Origin of the sequence: Archangium minus (assembly GCF_044360475.1) — a bacterium.
GTDB lineage: Bacteria > Myxococcota > Myxococcia > Myxococcales > Myxococcaceae > Archangium > Archangium minus.
Genome location: NZ_CP043494.1, coordinates 1,741,319 through 1,757,197 on the forward strand (window position 1 = coordinate 1,741,319; position 15,879 = coordinate 1,757,197).

The following is a 15,879-nucleotide window of genomic DNA, read 5'->3' on the forward strand; positions in this document are numbered from 1 at the left end:
GAGGGGGCGATTACTTCAGCGGCAGCACGGCGACAACTTCGATTTCCAGCAGTGCGCCGCGTGGAAGACCTGACACCTGAACCGCCGTGCTCGCGGGGGGCGCGGACGTGTTCACATATCGGTCTCGAACTTCGTAGAACACGGGCAGATGCCCGAAGTCCACGAGGTAGTTGGTGACTTTGACGACCTGCTCGAAGCTTGCCCCAACCGACTCCAAGGCCGCCTTCAAGTTCTCGAAGGTCTGCACGGCCTGTGCGCGGAAATCCTCGCCAAGCTTGCCGTCGCGGTTGGTGCCGATGGTGCCGGCAATCCAGATCGTCCGGCCGGGTCCGGTCATCTCCACGACCTGGGTGTAACCTGGTGGCTTCGTCAGGGCTGGGGGATTGAGAAAACGCAGATTCGAGGTGTTTTTGTTTTCTTGAGTCATGGCTATTGTTTGAGCAATCCATCTAGATGGGAGAGCTTGTCGGGGTTGCGCACGATGTAGATGTTCGTCGTCCTGCCTGCTTCGTCATAGGCAAAAGAGACGGCCACCGTCGCTAGACCCTCTTCGTGAAGGATGACTCCTCGGCCACCGTTGATGTCCGAGGCATTCCATTGATAGGCGCTCCAATACTGGCGGAGCTTCTGCGTGATGAACTCCAACACTTCAGCCTTGCCGTGCAGCACACGGAGCACGGTAGGCACCTTGCCTCCCCCGTCGGCGCTGAGCTCGATATCGTCCGAGAGCAGGAGCGCCAGTTGAGCCGTGTCGCCACCGACGACGGCCGCCTTGAAGGCGGTGAGTAGCTGCTCCTGCCTGTCGACCGGAGTGAGGTGCCTGACCTTCGCCTGATCGATGCTGGCGCGGGCTCTGGAAACCAGCTTGCGGCAGGTGCTCTCCTGGATATCGAGGGTCTTCGCTGCTTCCGTGTAGGAGACGTCGAAGATCTCGTGGAGCAGATAGGCGGCCCGCTCCTTCGGAGTGAGCCGTTCGAGCATCAACAAGAACGCGGTCGTCAGGGATGACGCCAGCGACAAGGCGTTTTCAGCCTCGTTTTCGCTCGGTGTATGGAGCGGCTCGGGCAGCCAGGGTCCGAGGTAGTCCACCCGGGTTCTATGGGCGGACCTGGCGAGATCGATACACCGGCGCGTGCAGAGGGCCGTGAGCCACGATGCCGGATTCTCGATCTTGTCCGTGTCGGCGCTCTGCCACTTGATGAACGTGTCCTGGACAGCATCCTCGGCGTCGGCCCGTGACCCAAGCATGCGATAGGCCAGCCCCAGGAGTGTGGGCCTGAGCTGCTCGAAGATGGCTGTGTCGTCACGATTCGGCATTTCAGTGCCTCGATACCTGGAGTCTGTTCCACAGGTTGATCATGGCCACGAGCGAGGTCAGAACCCCGATCTCCTGGTCGGTGAAGTGCGCCCTCAAGCGGGCCCGGAGTGCTCCGAGGTCGGCCTTCCCGTCGAGCACGGTCAGTGCCTCCGTCCAGGCAAGGGCCGCCTTCTCGCGTTCGCTGAAGTCGTTCACGTGCTCCCAGACGATCAAACGGTCCAGTCGCTCATGGGTCTCTCCGTCCCGCCGCGCCTCCTGGGTGTGCATCTTGATGCAATAGGCGCATCGATTGATCTGCGACGCGCGCAGCTGGATGAGGTGATAGAGCGCTCGATCAAAACCGTGGGTGTCAATGGCTCGGTTCACGTCCGCCATGGCCTGCAAGACCTTCGGGATCTCCCGCTCATACTTGACGGCGCTTGTTTCACTCAAGGTGTGCTCCTTTACCTGGCGGCGATGTGCCGCGACAACCTTCGAACGATTGAGGGCCGGAGTTTGTGACGTGCGGCGAGCGCCACACGGTGGTCGCTGCCAGACCCGGTAGATTCCTACGTGTTTTCAGGCACTTGGAGCACAGGGCGTCGGCTCATCTTGAAAGGAAGTTGCAGGTGCAAATCGAGTGCAATGGGTGAAGACCGCCTCTATTCTCGGGACATGGTCTGCCATGCGAGAGGTGGGGTGTTGTCGCGATTTTCCTGGGGGCCTCACGCGGCCCGGTGGTGGGGCCTGGTGGTGATTCTCCTGGCGGGGGTCGCCTCCGCCCGGGCGCCTCGCGGGGAGTTCTCCCTCGGGCCCATCGTGGCCAGGCCTGGCACTGCCGCATCCGGCCGGCTCCCCGTCCCAGAGGGGGTGGATTCGGGGACCTTCATCCCCATCACCCTCGTCCATGGCTCGCGGCCGGGCCCCGTGCTGGCGTTGATCGCCGGTGTGCACGGCTCCGAGTACGCGCCCATCCTGGCGCTCCAGCGCGTGCGGCCCTTACTCGAGCCTGCTCGGCTCGCGGGGACGGTCATCCTGGTGCATGCCGCCAATATCCCGGCGTTCCTCGGCCGCACCATCTACACCGGCCCCGTGGATGGGAAGAATCTGAACCGGAGCTTCCCCGGCAATCCCGAGGGCACCGTCACCGAGCGCATCGCGTATGTGCTCAGAGAGCAGATCCTCCGTCGCGCCGACGTCGTGGTGGACCTGCACGCCGGAGACGCGAACGAGGCCCTCCGCCCCTGGACCGGCTACTACGCCAAGCATGGGACTCCCGAGGTGATCGCCCGCTCGCGTGAGCTGGCGATTGCCTTCGGAGTGGATCACATCGTGCTCTTTCCCATGGAGAACCTGAGCTTCGAGAAGGCCCTCTACACGGGCGCGGCGGCGGTGGCGCTCGGTAAGCCCTCGTTCGACGTGGAGGTGGGCGGGCTTGGACGGGCGACCCCCGAGCAGCTCGCCCTCATCGAGCGTGGTGTCTTCAGCCTGCTTCGGCACCTGCGGATGCTCGAGGGGAAGCCCTCTCCCGTGGAGCACCCGATCTTCATCGAGCGACGCGCGAACCTGAAGAGCGAGGTGGAGGGCTTCTTCTACCCCACTGTCGAGGTCGGACAGTGGGTGCGCACGGGCTCGCTGGTGGGTTATGTGACCGACTTCTTTGGCAATCGCATCGCCGAGCACCGGGCGCCCCACGGTGGCGTCGTGCTCGTCTTCTTCGGGACCCCGCCTGTACGCTCAGGCGAGACTGTTGCTGTCATCGGGGAGGTGCACGACCCGGCCCCTGCTCCCGCGCAGGCTCCTTGAGCAGGGGGAGTTCTCTTTAGCCCGTCTGACGGCTTGGCTTGCGAACGTGAAGCTGGCTGGTTCTTCAGTGTGTCAGCGGCGGTCCTTGATGGGTCCGGTCTCTCGACAGGCCCCACGCCACCAGGGCCACGATGATGATCGCGAGCACCGCCAGCCACAGCCAGCCCAGGCCCCATCGGGTGGACTCGTACAGCTCATAGGGCTCGATGGGCTCGGCCGACTGGGCGAGCGCCAGCGCCGGCGTGAAGAAGAGCGACCAGAGGAAGGCTTGCAGTGCACGGAGATTCAGCATGACGGGGCTCCCTCCCTGCACGGTTTTCACCTTCGGAGACTCGCGCAAGGCACGGTTCCCTAGCTCGCGGGGGAGCGGTGGCTCACGGAGGTTGAATACGGTGGGGAGATACCCTCACCCCGTCCCTCTCCCAGCGGGAGAGGGGAGGACGCGCGGTTTGGGCATTCCGAGTGCCTTCATTCTTGAGGCCAGTGTCGTCGGCTTCAGGCCTAGGAGTGCCGCGGCTCCTTCGGGGCCGTAGATCCTTCCTCTCGCCGCATCCAGCGCGGCTTGGAGGTTCTCCTTCTCCCGACGGCGGAGTTCGGCGTCCGTGACGAAGGTTGGCACCGGGGGCGTTGTGGGTCTCGGTGGGGTTGCTCGCGAGCGTCTCGCTGTTTCCGGTAGGGCCAGGTCCAGGCGCAGTCTCTCCGCTCCGTTCGAGAGGATGACGGCCCGCTCGATGACGTTCTCCAACTCGCGCACGTTGCCTGGCCAGTCGTAGCGCTGGAGGTTTTCGAGCTGCTCCGCACCCATCGTCAGGGTGGGGCGGCCGAGCCTCGCGCAGGCCTGGCGCACGAAGTGGGCCGCTAGCAGCGGGAGGTCTTCCTTTCGCTCGCGCAGCGGCGGCACCTCGATCGGGAAGACGCTCAGCCGGTAGTAGAGATCCCTCCGGAAGCGGCCCTCCTGGACTTCACTCGGGAGGTCGCGGTTCGTGGCGGCGATGACGCGCACATCCACCCGGCGCGTCACGTCCTCGCCCACTCGCTCGAAGGTTCCCTCCTGGAGCACTCGCAGCAGCTTGCCCTGGAGCTCCAGTGGAATCTCTCCCACCTCGTCCAGGAACAGTGTGCCCCCATCGGCGAGCTGGAAGCGTCCGGCACGGTCCTTCAGCGCCCCCGTGAAGGCTCCCTTCACATGGCCGAAGAACTCACTCTCGAAGAGCTCCCGGGGAATGGAGGCGCAGTTGACGCGGATGAGCGGCCGGCCTCGCCGAGGGCCTCGCTCGTGGAGCGCACGTGCCACCAGCTCCTTGCCCACGCCCGACTCCCCGAGGATGAGCACGCTGGCGTTCGTGGCTGCCACCGGCTCGAGCTGCTGGAAGACGCGTTGCAGCGGCGCGCTTCGTCCCACGATGTCCCCGAAGGACAGCGCGTCCCGGACCTCCTCGCGCAGGTAGTCCCGCTCCTGCTCCAGTCGCTCGCGCAGCCGCGCCAGCTCCTCGAAGGCCCTCGCGTTGGTGATGGCCACTGCCGCGTGGTCCGCGAAGGTGCGCAGCCAGGAGAACTCGCGCGCGCTGAGCTCGCGGCGGCTGAACACGGCCAACACGCCCAGCACCTCGCCTCGGAAGACGAGCGGCTGTCCGGCGAAGGCGCGGATGCCCTCGCGCTCCGCCCAGGCCTTGTCGACGATCCACCCCGAGTCTCCGTCCAACCGCTGCAGCAGCACGCCCTGTCCCGTGGTGGCGATGCGTCCCACTTTTCGCACGCCGAGCGGGAATCGTCGGAAGCGGCCATCGAGACGTGTCCACTGTTTGCGCGCCTGCCGCGGCGTGCCCGCGCTGGCCACCAGGTGCAGGCAGCGCGAGGTGTCTGGGCACTCGGCGCGCATGGGGCAGGACGCGCACAGGTCGCCGGGTCGCGCCAACCACAGGCGGGCGAGCGCCCATTCCGGCTGGGCCGCCAGTCCGCGCACCACGGCATCCAGCACCTCGTCCACCGCGCGCACCTGCGCCACCGCCAGTGCGATGGATTGGAGTTCTTCCGGGAGCATGCGAGCACCGTGCACGAGAGTTCGGGGCAGTTGCAACGATATCTCGTGGGCCACGAGTTCTCGTGGTCCCCCTCCAGGCCCACGCGGAGGGCCAACCCGCGGATTCGACAGGGGTTGGGGCCCTCAGGGGTGTTGGGCATGGGAACTGCTATCGGAACCTTCCATGACCTCTACACACACCGCTGCTGCTCCCTCCTCGGCTCCCGTCATCCTTCGCCCTCCCTTCACCGAGGAGACGGCGCGGGCGAAGGTGAAGGCCGCCGAGGACGCCTGGAATTCACGAGACCCCGAGCGGGTGGCGCTCGCGTATACGGAGGACTCGGAGTGGCGCAACCGCACCGAGTTCTTCCGCGGGCGCGAGGCCATCAAGGCCTTCCTGCGGCGCAAGTGGGCCAAGGAGCTGGACTACATGCTGATGAAGGAGCTCTGGGCATACACGGGCAACCGCATCTCCGTGCGCTTCGAGTACGAGTGGCGCGATGCGCAGACGGGGCAGTGGATGCGCACCCACGGCAACGAGCATTGGGAGTTCGATGACTCCGGGCTCATGCGCCGCCGGGACATGAGTGCCAATGACTACCCCATCCAGGAGTCCGAGCGCCGTTACCGCTAGCCCGGTCAGAGATCCGGATTGACGTAGGCGCCGTCCTTCTTGGTGTAGTCCTCGATGTAGATGCGATCGGAAGCCTTCTTCCCGCTAGAGGGCTTCTTCGCCCGCTTCGCCTTCCTTCGTTCCTGAAGGGGTGCGCTCTCGGATTTGGGCTCGGGCACGCTGACCGTGATCGTCTTCATCTCATCCGTGGAGGCGCGCGCCTTGTCGAGGGCGCTCTTGTCATAGATGGAGATCCACCATCCCCCGAAGGCATCGTCCGCGGTGGAGGGGGTGACCTCGAACGTGAGGCCGGCGCGCTCGAGCTGGTCCTTCTCGAGCGACAGGCCGTGGACCAGCTCCCGGTCCGCCGCCTTCTGGAGGAGTCCGGCCATCACACTCCGGACCTCTTGCTTGGTGCTGTTCTTGCTGGCGTAGACGCCGATCTCCACCGCAGCGGGGTGCTGGGGGTCTCCGTAGATGTTGAGCTGGTACTGCTCCGCCTCGTACGAGAGGTAGGGGACATACCGGAGGATGCCGTTCTCAATCACCTCCGAGGGAATTTGCTGGAGGCCCTTCCTCCCGAACTTCCCCGCGAAGGTCTCGATGATGAGCCCGGAGTCGACGAGGCGGCCCTCGGTCACGGGGTGGCTGGAGCCGCTGGAGGCCGGAGCGGACGACAGCGGTGCCGAGGTGCTCTTCAGCGCCGGGGGAGCGGGCTGTGAGGACGCCTCACGGTGCTGTGCACGGTTCGGGTTTGGGCAACCGCCCAGCAAGGACATCGTGAGCAAACCACTGGCTACAACCCACTTCGGGTTCATCTCTTCCCCTCGCACGGGATGAAATCAGGAGTGCGAGGACTCTACTGGAGGCGCGTGCGGCGTTCATACCCCCGAGGTCGGAGAGAAGAGCGTCTCCGGCGGAGCGAGGACAGCCTCCGGGTAGAAGGGAGAGGGCTCTTCGAGCAGGGGAGCGGGGGCCTCCTGCAGGTGCCGATCGAAGAATGCCCGCAGGTAGTCGCTCAGCACGCGCCACATCCGGTGGCCGTCGATGGTGCCCAGCGCCTGCCGAGCGAACGAGCCGCGCTTCAGAGGCAGCAAGCCACAATCCGTGAAGCTGGCGTGGCCCGCCCCGCGAATCTGGACGCTGTAGCCAGGCCGAGCCCGGGCATACAGCCGCTGCCAGCTTCCTATCGTGAACTCGCGGTTGGCCTCGCAGTACTCGACGCTCGAGAAGGCCTTCTGGCCCACCGACTCGTCGCAGGGCCGCACGTACTCCGGATGCTCGGCGAACAACTCCAGCAGCGGCTTGGGAACTCCTTCCTGGCCCACCGCGCTCCACACTCCTCCGTCCAGATCGGCCACCGCCTGGCACCGCTCATCCCGCGCGCAGAACTCCACCGCCGCGTTGCCGCCCATCGAATGTCCGAAGGCACCGAGCCGGCTCAGGTCCATCCTCCCAGCGAGCAGTCCGGAGCCCGCGTCCAGTCGCTTCAGCTCGTCCACCAGGGAGCTCAGGTCCTCGGCCTTCACGCGGACGACCTCGGCCCGCTTGCGCACGTCCTCCTCATGCGAGGTGCGTGAGACCTTCAGGGCGCCTCCGACGCTCGCCGGACGGAACAGCCGGAGTCGCCCATCCGCGAACGCCGACAGGGGAAGCGCCTCGTAGGTATGGCTCACGGCCGCGACGATGTAGCCGTGGCTCGCCAGCTCCTCGAAGAGGGACGAGTAGTAGAGCGGGGGGAAGCCCGCGGGCGAGAAGACGAGCACGGGATGGCGGACTCGGGGACGGGCCACGGGTGCTCCCGGCACCGCATGGGCGCGCACGCGAGAGGCCTGGAAGCGCCAGAAGAGGCTGGTGAGGCGCCATCCCGCGGGCAGGTAGGGACCGGGCTTCGCTCCCGGTACGGGCTCGGCGGGGTACCAGAGCCAGGCGGACAGCTCGCGCGGCCGGTGCCCGCTGCGCGAATAGGGCTCCTCGCGACGAGCGTCCACCCAGTCGAAGGCGACGCGGCCCACTTCATAGGGACCTGTCGGCTCCGGGAGGTTGACCGGGAAGAGCTGGGTGCGGAGCCGACGCAACAGCCAGGTGAGCGCCGCCGCCCCGAGAACGAACGTCACGGCGGAGTGCCGCTCGTGGAATCGGGTAGACACCTTCATGGTCACACCTCCGGCAGGGTCATACCTCCGGGTGGGGAGGGTCAGCCGTTGGGGCCCGAGAGCGGCTGCGAGGTATCGCCGGGACCGGGGCGCAGTCGGCGGATGGCTCGCAACAGCAGCTCGCCATCGAGCGGATTGGAGACGTAGCCCTTGGCTCCGAGCTGGTGAGCCCGCTCGAGGTCCTCGTCCTCCGAAGTGCCGGAGAGCAGCAGCGAGCCGGCGATCCGCGCCTCACCCGCGAGCAGCCCCTCCATGGCCTGCACCGGGGCGAACACGAGGTCCGCGGCCGTCGTGTGCATGACCTCCAGTGGCGTGGCGACTCGGGTCCGGATGCCGTGCCGCGCGAGCGCTCGCGAGATGAGCGTGGCGGTGACGGGGGGCCAGGCATAGAGCAGCAGGGGCGGATCCGGACCCCGCTCCGGAGTGGAGCCAACGGCCGGCTCCTGGAGGTCGTCCTGAAGGCCGTAGAGCGCACCGAGCGCGTGGGTCAGGGCCGTGTCCGAGGCGAGGTGCGGCTCGACACGAGGCTTGCCGGAGACCGCTCGTACCGCGTCCAGGGCCTCGAGCGAGGCCGGAGCGGGGAGGGCGACGTGAAGCACCTCGCGCTCGCCCTTCTCGAGCCGCAGCGGGACCACCCGGTACTGCCGGGCGATGCGCTTGGGCACCAGCCGGGTGAGCTTCGCGTCCAGGGGTTCTCGATCGAGGTCGATGGCTTCAATGCCAAGCTGAAGGGAGAGCGCGCGCAGAATGTCGGCCTCCGTGCACACCCCTTCACGGACCAGCGCCCGCCCGAGCGGAACGTGGGTCTCGTGATGGTGCACTAGACCGAGACGGAGCTGGGCGCGGTCGATCAGCCCTAGCTCCATCAAGATCTCCCCTAGCATGCGCTTGGACCCGAGCTGCATGCTCGCAACCGTGACCATGCGGCCCGTGTCCGGCGATAGGCATCCGGGCAAGCCCTTGGCTCGCCGCTCGCTAATGGTGCGTGCCCAGCACCTGCCGCTCCACCACACCGGCCGTGGCCACGAGCGCGAGACCCAGCAGGAAGCCCAACAGGCGGCCACGGGCCTCTTGCGGTGTGGCGCCATGGCGCAGCTCCGGGAGCAGATCCGTGGCACCGATGTAGAGGAAGGTGCCGCTGGCGAGCGCCAGGATGATGCCCTCCAGGCCCTGCACCGCTTGCGAGCCCAGCAGCACCGCGCCGGCTCCGGCCACCGCGGTGAGCTGCACGCCCGCGAGCAGCAGCAGGGCTCGCGCCCGCGACATCCCCGTGGCCCGGAGCAGCGCGTAGTCCCCCACTTCCTGGGGCAACTCGTGGGCGATCACCGCCACGGCCGTGGCCACCCCGGCCTGGGGTGAGACGAGGAAGGCCGCCGCCACCGCCGCGCCATCTCCAATGTTGTGCAGCGCGTCCGCGGCCAGCAGGGAGGGCACCACGGGCGAGGAGGGGCCCAGGTGCTCGTGGTGGTGAGGATGGCCCGGCTTGTGATGGGAGTGGTCGTGGTGGTGGGGCCCGAGGAACCACCCGAGGAGGGTGAGGGCCAGGAAGCTGACGAGGGCCCAGTGGAAGGCCGCCGAGCCCGCGGTCTCGACGGCCTCAGGGAGGATGTCCAGGAACACCGCTCCCAGCAGCGCTCCGGCCGCGAAGGCCACCAAGGCCGACAAGTGCCGCGACAACCAGCGCTCCGAGAGGAGCCCACCCGCGAGCCCCGCAAGGCCGTCGGCCAAGACCGCCAGCCAAATGAGGAGCGGGGTGGAGGTCATGAGAGGAGCCAGCGCAACAGCGCGTCCGGCGCGTCCACGTGGACGAAGTGGCCCGCTTCAGGGAGCGTGGCCACCGGGTGGCCCAGGGCCTCCATCCGCGCCAGGTCCGCGTCGGTGACATAGTGGGCTCGGCCGCCGCGGATGCAGCGCACCTTCGCGCCCGGGCGCTCCAGCGCCGCCCACAGGTTCTCTCCATTCACCCGCCCGTGGAACTCGGCGAGTGACTCGCGGTCGAAGCGCCAGCGCACCCCGCCCTCGGGGTTTGACTCCAGGTTCATGACGAGCCAGTCCGCCAGCGGGCCGGACAGTCCGCGTCCCGTCAGCTCCGCGCGCATCGCCTTGCGGTCGGGTGCGCTGGTGGGCGCGGTCAGGAGGAGCTCCATCACCTTGCCGCTCTCGGACTGGCTCGTGGGAATGGGGCTGGGGGAGATGTCCAGCAGCGTCACGCTGGCCACCTCCGCGGGGGAGCGCAGGCTCGCGGCGAGCGACACGCGGCCCCCCAGTGAGTGCCCCACCATCTCCAACGGCCCCTGGAGTCCCGCTGCGCGCGCCGTCTCCAGCACGTCCCCAGCCACCGTGGACAGCGTGGCCCCGGGCGGCAGCCGCGGCGAGGCGCCGTGGCCCGTCATGTCGACCAGCAGGAAGCGGCGGCTCTTGTCCGCCTCGCTCCATGCTGTCGCCAGCGAGCGCAGGTTGCGCCCCGTACCGAGGAAGCCATGCAGCAGCACTGTGGGCCGCTGCCCCTCTCCTATCTGGAAGCTCTCGAGAATCACGGTCGCCTCCTATAGCCCGAGAGCCCCTCTTGCGCAGCGCCTTCGCTCACATCCCGAAGGGCCAGGTGTCCGCTGCATCCTCCTCCTCGTGGCCGGCGTCCCGGTCCAGGGGGTGGACGGCGCTCGTGACGTCATAGTGCAGCACCGCGTCGAACTGCGCGGGCAGGTCCGCGTAGAAGTAATGGCTGTGCCGCTCGCTGTGGGGCGCGTAGATGACGCCGATGGCCCGCTCCAGCCGCCGTTCGCGCAGGCCCGAGCCCGCCTCGCCCAGGTCCTCCATCCTCAAGAGGAAGCCAGGGAGGCCCACCTCGTGGAAGATCGCCTCGTAGCTGCCCCCGAGCGCCGGTCGCACCCGCCGCCGCAGGCCCGGCATGTCCCACTCGCGCGCGGCGATGACGGTGCCCGAGTACGTGGTGAAGCCCACGTTGTACGTCTCCTTGCCGTGACGCTCGCGCAGGAGTTGCCCCAGGTTGAGCTCGCCCTGGTCCCCCATCTGTGTGGCGCGCGCATCACCCAGATGGGAGTTGTGCGCCCAGATGACCAGGCGCGCCGGGTTTCCATGACGGTGGCCGAGGTACTCGGCCAAGGCATCCGCGGTGTCTGCCATGTGCGTGTCGCGCAGGTTCCAGGACTCGTCACGCCCCGCGTACAGGGTCCGGTAGTAGGCCTCCGCGTCGCGCGCCAGCCGCGCGTTCTGCTCCGCGTAGAAGAGCGCGTCCTCCTCTCGCACTCCGTCCCGCACCACGCGCTCACGCAGCTCCATCAGCTGAGAGACGACTGCGGACTCACAGGTGTCCGCGAAGCCATAGGCCGAGGCGTGGCCGTAGGCCTGTGGGTCCGTGCCGTAGCGGTCGAAGCAGGCGTAGCGATCCCTCGCTCGTGCGGCCGCCACGGGATCTCTCGGCTCCAGGTAGCGCACCACCTCGCGCATGGAGGCATGAAGGCTGTAGAGGTCCAGCCCGTAGAAGCCCACCTTGGGAGCGTCCTTGCCCCGCGCGGCGTTGTGGGCACGCAGCCACTCCACCAGCTCCAGCACCTCCTGGTTGCGCCACATCCACCGAGGGAAGCGTTCGAAAGTGTCGAGCGCTTTTCTCGCCTCCTCGCCCAGCTCCTCTGCGTGCACGTACTGGTTGAGCCGCAGGGCATCCGGCCAGTCTGCCTCCACGGCGACCGCGCTGAATCCCCGCTCGACGATGAGCCGGCGCGTGAGCGCGGCGCGGGCCTTGTAGAACTCATGCGTGCCGTGGGTGGCCTCGCCCAGCAGCACGAAGCGCGCGTCGCCGATCCCCTCGAGGAGCGCGTCGAAGTCCGAGTCCTCGTCTTTCAACGCAATGGCTGCGGTACGCACGCCCTCGATGAGCTCCGGACGGAAGTCCCGGGTGTTTCCCTTGTCTTCATCGAACGGATTCATGTCTTTGAAAGTGGACAGGAGACCGGGGCGTGCCCAGGGCGAGCGACCGAGCTGGAGGGTTGACTGGCCCTTCCCGAGCGAGCGGGCGAGCCCTTGCTCACGAACTCCGGAATAAACGGGGCTGTTCGCCCTGAAAGGCCATGTCCACTTTGGGCGACATGGAGCACAGGCGAGAAGAAGAGAAGGCTCGGACGGGGAAGGGTGTGCGCAGTGTCTGGGGGCTGGTGCTGGCGATGACGCTGCTCGTGGGAACGGCGGCGCAGGCCAAGGCCATCGCGGGAGTTCGGATGCCGGATGCCATCCGCCTCCAGGGCAAGGAGCTCCTGCTAGATCACATGGCGCTCAAGAAGCGGCTCTTCTTCGAGGTCTACGTCTGGGGGCTCTATCTGGAGCAGACGCCGGCTTCGACCCAGGAGGCCATTGCCTTCAATGGGCCCAAGCAGCTCCACCTGCATTTCCGGCGCAACATCAACCGGGAGCAGTTGGTAGCGGCCTTCCGTGGCTTTCTCTCCCACAGCGCGGCGATGCGCTCGCCGGAGATGAAGCGCTACGCGGAGCAGCTCGTCCAGTCGTTGCGCGGCGTGAGCAAGGGCGACACGCTCCTCATCACCTATCTGCCGGACAAGGGGCTGCTCATCTCCGGTGACGCGAGCCGGGGCGCGGTGATCCCCGGCAAGGCCTTCGCGGACGTGCTCTTCACCGCCTGGCTACAGGAGAACCCCATCTACGAGCGCCGCTGACGCGCGGCGCGGGGCTCAGATGAGGAAGGAGCCCTGGACCTCGGCACCGTCGGAGAGCAGGGCGGCTGTCCGGTCCAGGCGCTCGCGGCTGAGCTGGGTGAGCGCGCGGCGCACGTCGGGGTGGGGCAGCACCAGCTCCTTGACGGTCTCTTGATCCAACATCAGCAGGAGGCACGGGGTGGCGGCCCGCACGGTGGCGGTGACGCGCAGGTCGAGCAGCAAGGAGATCTCCCCGAAGACGGAGCCCTCCGTCATGTCCGGATAGGGACGCTCGGAGCCCTCGGGGTCCTGGTGCACCACGGAGCAGCGCCCGCGCAGCAGCAGGTGGAGCGCGTTGCTGCGCTGACCCTGCTGGAGCAGCACGGTGCCCGGCTCCACGGAGCGGCTCTGGAAGCGCTGGGAGATGGCCCGCTTCTGCGCGTCGGAGAGCGGTTGGAAGACGGGGTTGGACTTGAGCAGGTTGTCGAGCAGCCGATCCTTGTAGAACTGCTGCACCACCAGTTCGAGCGAGGGGAAGCGGGCACTGAGCTGGGCGAGCATCTCGCGCGTCACTTCCAGCAGGGTGCAGTCCCGGGTGGCGATCACCGTGGCGGTGCGCGGGGCATCTGAGATGAGCCCCATCTCGCCGAAGAAGGAGCCCTCGCCTATCTCGGCGAGCGTGCGCGGCAGGGCGTTCTCGGGCGTGTGCACCACGCGCACCGTGCCCTGGACGAGGATGAACATGGAGTGACCGCGTTCTCCCTCGGTGATGATGGGCTCACCGCCGGAGACCCGGCGCACCTCCAGCATTCCGAGCAAGGCCACGAAGACGTCCCGGGGGAGCTGAGAGAAGAGAGGTGTGGGCGCGGGCTTCTCGGGGGGAGAGGCCCCGGTGCTCTGCTCGGCGCTCTGCATCGCGATGAGGCTGGCCAGGTTCTCCTGCGTCTCCTGGTGCTCCGGGTCGATGGCGAGGATGAGCTTGCAGGCGGCGATCGCGTGGAGGGTCTGCCCCTCGGCGGCGTAGCGGATGGCGAGGTAGTGGAACTCGCGGACGGCCTCCTGGCGCTGTCCGAGCTGGGCGAGGAGCTCGGCCACCTTGAGGCGCGCAGCGGAGTCGTGGGGGGAGAGCTCCACCACCTTGCGGTAGTCGGCGAGCGCCTCCGCGGGCTTGCCCTGAAGGATGTTGGCGGCGGCGCTGTCCTTGTGTTGGCGGACGAGCTGCTGCGCTTCAGTGGGGGGGAGCGCCACGGGAACCTCCTGACGGGATGTGACGGGTGCGACGGTGCGGCGGGCGCATGATCGGCGAGATGGCGGGCTGGGTAAAGGCACAGGGGGTGCCAGGTACGGTCCCAACCTCGTGAGTCGTTCTCCACGGGCCGTTTTTTGAAGTAGTGTTGGCCGGGACATGGATGACCTTGAAAAAGTGAAGCGCGACCTGGGAGCAGCGCTCCTGGCAGTCCGGGAGCGCTCAGGCCTCACCCAGGCGGATGTGTCCTCCATGGTGGGGCTCGTGCCCGCCGTCTACGGCCGCATCGAGCGCGGGCAGATGCTGCCCAGCGTGCCCACGCTGTACAAACTTTGCCTGTCGCTGCACATCTCCGCGGATGCGCTCCTGGGGCTCGGCGCCGAGAAGCTGCTGGCCGAGGCTCTTCCCTCGGAGCCGATTCTACCCCCGGAGCTGCGTCGCCTCACGGACCTCCTGCGCGAGCTCCCACCCGACGCGCTCCGTACACTGGGAGCGCTTGCCTCCGCCATCGCCCACCGCAAGTGAGCGCTTAGGCCCGGCGCCGCATGGCGAGGTAGCGCGCCAGCGGGCTCCAGTAGGTGGTGCGCCAGCCCTCGTCCATCCACTCGTAGGCGTCCGCCGGCACACCTACCTGCGTGAAGGTGAGGCGTGTTCCCCTTCCCATGGGCACCAGGTCGAAGGTGGCGATGGAGTAGTGGTGCTCGCTCCAATCCCGGTGTCTCCACGCCTGCACGATGCGGCGTCCAGGGACGAGCACCAGCGTATAGCCGCTGTTGAGCCCGCTTCCCGTGGCAAAGGCACCCCCCTCGCGCGCGTCGATCTCCGCATCGAAGCCGGTAAAGGCGGCGTGCTGCTGGGCATCCATCAACGCGGCGTATACGGCGTCCGGCGGAGCCGACAGCTCCACCGTCTGCTGCACGTTGCGGACCTCGAGATTCTGGCTCATGGTTTTCCGCTTAAGAGCCTATTTCGGGGAGGATGCCAAGCGCTCTCGTCCGGTCCGTTTACTGCGCTGGCGGGGAGGTAGTCGTTGGTGTGACGAGCGCCTCGACGGCGCATTGGAGCCCCTGGACGACCCGGGCCATGCGGGCGTAGTCGAGCGTGTCCCAGGTGTCTTGCGGCGTGTGGTAGTGCGGGTTGCGGAAGAGGGCGGTGTCGGTGACCATCACGGCTGGGTAGCCCTCGTCCCAGAAACTCGCATGGTCTGAGAAGTCCACGCCCTCGAGGCCTCGCGGAGCGGCGAGTGACTCGGAGGGCAGGTCGTTCACGGCGCGCAGCGCCTGGTGGACCGTGTTGATCAAGGCCTTCTCGTCACCCCGGCCCACCACGGCGATGAAGTTGCCCTCGGAGGGGTAGCGCAGCTTCAGCGCGGCCACCGGGTAGCGCTGGCTGTCAGGCGTGTCGGAGAAGTAGCCGATGCTCTCCACCGAAATCATCGCGCGCACCTTCACGCCCTGCGTGCGCAGCGCCCGCGCGTGGACCTTGCTGCCCATGGTGCTCCGGCGGAAGTGGGGCGGTTCCTCCAGGGTGAAGCCCACGAGGTCCACCCGCACCGGTGGAGGGTTCGCGCCCAGGAGGACCGCGAGCTCCAGCAGGCCGGCCACCCCGCTGGCGTTGTCATCCGCGCCAGGGGCTCCCTCCGCCGCGTCGTAGTGTGCGCCGATGACGAGCCGCTCCCCACTGTCCGGGCCGAAGGTGGCAATGACGTTGCGGTAGCTCCTCCCACCCGTCGTATACGGCTCCGAGCTCACCCGTCCGCCCGCTCGCGCGAGCGCGTTGGCGATGTAGCTCGCGGCGCGCTCGAGGTTCTCCGGGTGTTCGTTGTCGCGCGGATGGAACGTCTCGCTCAGGGCTTGCACGTGCGTCTTCAGCCGCTCAGGGTCCACGCGGCCGGGAGTGCAGCGCGTGGTGGCCACCGGCGCAGGGGCGGAGCGTCCCAGCCACGCGGCAGCAGCGAGAACCGCGGCGAGCCCAGCGAGCGCGCCGAGCACGAGGGTGCGTCTCCGGACATTGCGAAGGAAGTCCATGGGGCGACGAAGCCATGAATATGGGGAGGCCGCCAGTCCGGCGCGGT

The 15,879-nt window shown here is 67.7% G+C and carries 18 protein-coding genes; 4 read left to right on the top strand and 14 right to left on the bottom strand.

Annotated features, from left to right (window positions below; translation table 11 throughout):
* Positions 1–10: 10 nt before the first annotated feature.
* From F0U60_RS07325 to F0U60_RS07335, 3 genes are read right to left on the bottom strand one after another with little or no spacing between them, the layout of a single operon-like run.
* Positions 11–427, bottom strand: coding sequence for a RidA family protein (locus F0U60_RS07325; RefSeq protein ID WP_395815804.1), 417 nt, complete (start codon positions 425–427; stop codon positions 11–13).
* 2 nt (positions 428–429) lie between these two features.
* Positions 430–1,317 carry an RNA polymerase sigma factor SigJ gene (sigJ, locus tag F0U60_RS07330; protein ID WP_395815806.1) on the bottom strand — a complete coding sequence of 296 codons (888 nt, stop codon included), beginning with the start codon at positions 1,315–1,317 and terminating at the stop codon, positions 430–432.
* A 1-nt stretch (position 1,318) separates the two neighbouring features.
* Entirely contained in the window at positions 1,319–1,750 is a 432-nt protein-coding gene (locus F0U60_RS07335; protein ID WP_395815808.1) for a carboxymuconolactone decarboxylase family protein, read from the bottom strand.
* Positions 1,751–1,999: 249 nt separating this feature from the next.
* On the opposite strand from F0U60_RS07335, the gene F0U60_RS07340 reads away from it, so the two are divergent.
* Complete coding sequence (locus tag F0U60_RS07340; RefSeq protein WP_395815810.1) at positions 2,000–3,103, top strand: succinylglutamate desuccinylase/aspartoacylase family protein; 1,104 nt, start codon at positions 2,000–2,002, stop codon at positions 3,101–3,103.
* Between the two features lie 64 nt (positions 3,104–3,167).
* Here the strand turns inward: F0U60_RS07340 and F0U60_RS07345 are convergent, their stop codons facing one another.
* Entirely contained in the window at positions 3,168–3,395 is a 228-nt protein-coding gene (locus tag F0U60_RS07345) for a hypothetical protein (protein WP_395815812.1), read from the bottom strand.
* A gap of 114 nt (positions 3,396–3,509) precedes the next feature.
* Positions 3,510–5,144 carry a sigma 54-interacting transcriptional regulator gene (locus F0U60_RS07350; RefSeq protein WP_395815814.1) on the bottom strand — a complete coding sequence of 545 codons (1,635 nt, stop codon included), beginning with the start codon at positions 5,142–5,144 and terminating at the stop codon, positions 3,510–3,512.
* A gap of 163 nt (positions 5,145–5,307) precedes the next feature.
* Here F0U60_RS07350 and F0U60_RS07355 point away from each other — a divergent pair, with 163 nt between their 5' ends.
* Entirely contained in the window at positions 5,308–5,757 is a 450-nt protein-coding gene (locus F0U60_RS07355) for a nuclear transport factor 2 family protein (RefSeq protein WP_395815816.1), read from the top strand.
* 5 nt (positions 5,758–5,762) lie between these two features.
* Here F0U60_RS07355 and F0U60_RS07360 read toward each other — a convergent pair whose 3' ends face one another.
* The 6 genes from F0U60_RS07360 to F0U60_RS07385 form a co-directional block, all read right to left on the bottom strand.
* Positions 5,763–6,554 carry a hypothetical protein gene (locus F0U60_RS07360; RefSeq protein ID WP_395815818.1) on the bottom strand — a complete coding sequence of 264 codons (792 nt, stop codon included), beginning with the start codon at positions 6,552–6,554 and terminating at the stop codon, positions 5,763–5,765.
* A gap of 63 nt (positions 6,555–6,617) precedes the next feature.
* Complete coding sequence (locus tag F0U60_RS07365; RefSeq protein ID WP_395815820.1) at positions 6,618–7,892, bottom strand: alpha/beta hydrolase family protein; 1,275 nt, start codon at positions 7,890–7,892, stop codon at positions 6,618–6,620.
* 41 nt (positions 7,893–7,933) lie between these two features.
* Positions 7,934–8,797, bottom strand: a complete 864-nt coding sequence (locus tag F0U60_RS07370; protein WP_395825118.1) for a hypothetical protein — start codon at positions 8,795–8,797, stop codon at positions 7,934–7,936.
* Positions 8,798–8,867: 70 nt separating this feature from the next.
* Positions 8,868–9,620 carry a ZIP family metal transporter gene (locus F0U60_RS07375; RefSeq protein ID WP_395815822.1) on the bottom strand — a complete coding sequence of 251 codons (753 nt, stop codon included), beginning with the start codon at positions 9,618–9,620 and terminating at the stop codon, positions 8,868–8,870.
* A 32-nt stretch (positions 9,621–9,652) separates the two neighbouring features.
* Positions 9,653–10,429, bottom strand: coding sequence for an alpha/beta fold hydrolase (locus F0U60_RS07380; RefSeq protein ID WP_395815824.1), 777 nt, complete (start codon positions 10,427–10,429; stop codon positions 9,653–9,655).
* Between the two features lie 46 nt (positions 10,430–10,475).
* On the bottom strand, positions 10,476–11,840 hold the full coding sequence (locus F0U60_RS07385) for an erythromycin esterase family protein (RefSeq protein ID WP_395815826.1): 1,365 nt from the start codon (positions 11,838–11,840) through the stop codon (positions 10,476–10,478).
* A gap of 140 nt (positions 11,841–11,980) precedes the next feature.
* Between F0U60_RS07385 and F0U60_RS07390 the strand changes: the two genes are divergently transcribed.
* A complete protein-coding gene (locus F0U60_RS07390) occupies positions 11,981–12,580 on the top strand; it encodes a chalcone isomerase family protein (protein WP_395815828.1) in 600 nt (199 codons plus the stop codon).
* Between the two features lie 15 nt (positions 12,581–12,595).
* On the opposite strand, the gene F0U60_RS07395 is transcribed toward F0U60_RS07390, so the two are convergent.
* A complete protein-coding gene (locus F0U60_RS07395; RefSeq protein WP_395815830.1) occupies positions 12,596–13,807 on the bottom strand; it encodes a cyclic nucleotide-binding domain-containing protein in 1,212 nt (403 codons plus the stop codon).
* A gap of 157 nt (positions 13,808–13,964) precedes the next feature.
* Here F0U60_RS07395 and F0U60_RS07400 point away from each other — a divergent pair, with 157 nt between their 5' ends.
* The gene (locus F0U60_RS07400) at positions 13,965–14,330 is read left to right on the top strand and encodes a helix-turn-helix domain-containing protein (protein WP_395815832.1); all 366 of its coding nucleotides are present in this window, start codon (positions 13,965–13,967) and stop codon (positions 14,328–14,330) included.
* A 4-nt stretch (positions 14,331–14,334) separates the two neighbouring features.
* Here F0U60_RS07400 and F0U60_RS07405 read toward each other — a convergent pair whose 3' ends face one another.
* Together F0U60_RS07405 and F0U60_RS07410 are read right to left on the bottom strand one after the other, a co-directional pair.
* The gene (locus F0U60_RS07405) at positions 14,335–14,751 is read right to left on the bottom strand and encodes an SRPBCC domain-containing protein (protein ID WP_395815834.1); all 417 of its coding nucleotides are present in this window, start codon (positions 14,749–14,751) and stop codon (positions 14,335–14,337) included.
* A 58-nt stretch (positions 14,752–14,809) separates the two neighbouring features.
* On the bottom strand, positions 14,810–15,832 hold the full coding sequence (locus F0U60_RS07410) for a M28 family peptidase (RefSeq protein WP_395815836.1): 1,023 nt from the start codon (positions 15,830–15,832) through the stop codon (positions 14,810–14,812).
* Positions 15,833–15,879 lie beyond the last annotated feature (47 nt).